This window comes from Tersicoccus solisilvae (assembly GCF_014643255.1).
GTDB classification, from domain to species: domain Bacteria; phylum Actinomycetota; class Actinomycetes; order Actinomycetales; family Micrococcaceae; genus Tersicoccus; species Tersicoccus solisilvae.
In genome coordinates this window covers 1-839 of sequence record NZ_BMJI01000047.1, presented here as the reverse complement: position 1 = coordinate 839, position 839 = coordinate 1, and the positions used below count along the sequence as shown (strand labels likewise).

Here is an 839-nt window from a genome sequence, read left to right as displayed (position 1 = left end):
TTTGTTGAAGCGGTGATGGATTGGACCCAAGGCAAGGGCGTCGAGGTGGTGCTGGATATGGCCGGTGGCGACTTCGTCAACAAGAACCTCAAGCTGCTTGCCTGCGACGGCCGCATGGTATCGATTGCCATGCAGCGTGGTGCCAAGGCCGAAGTCGACCTTTTCCGCTTGATAGCCAAGCGTATTGTTTGGACCGGTTCAACCCTGAGGCCTCAAAGTGTCGCGGCCAAGGCGGCGATTGCTGCCGAACTCAAGGCCAAGGTCTGGCCCTTACTGGATAAAGGCATGTTGAAGCCCCATCTCTTTGCCCAGTTTCCGCTAGAAGAGTGCATTGCGGCACATCATTTATTGGAGTCGGGAAGCCATTCTGGCAAGGTGGTGCTGACACTGAAGTAAGTAGCTACTGACATGCTACTCCCTGCCACTGCTGACGATGGCGTCAGCTGCTTTTTTCTACCGTCACGATAAGGCTGCAACATGCGGCCTTAAGGTGTTTGCGCCTAAAATTCAACTTGCCCTGCTGGAAATTTGGACTAAAGTCCTCTGTGAACATTGAGAACTGTGCAGTCTCGATAAATTAATCGTTATTTCGTTGGAAAAATCACGGTTTGTAGCATTGATTATCGGGAAGATTCTGTAAGAATACGCACTTGAAATCCCGCCTGTATGGGGTGGAAACCAAGATGGCAAAGTGAGCAGTAGTGCGCTTCTTTGGCCAAAGAAACTTTAGTGTATGTGTTGATTTAAGGGTATTGGCATATATGTATAACACTGCAAAGAAACAAGTTTGGTATGGCGAACTCAGAACCGCACGAGGCAATGCAATCGTCGTCCATGAC

General features: G+C 49.7%; 1 protein-coding gene. It reads left to right on the top strand.

Translation table 11 applies throughout. The features are described from left to right. Nucleotides 1-396, top strand: a 396-nt coding sequence (locus IEX22_RS16150) for a zinc-binding dehydrogenase (protein ID WP_188669259.1), incomplete at its 5' end; no start/stop codon positions are given. Nucleotides 397-839 lie beyond the last annotated feature (443 nt).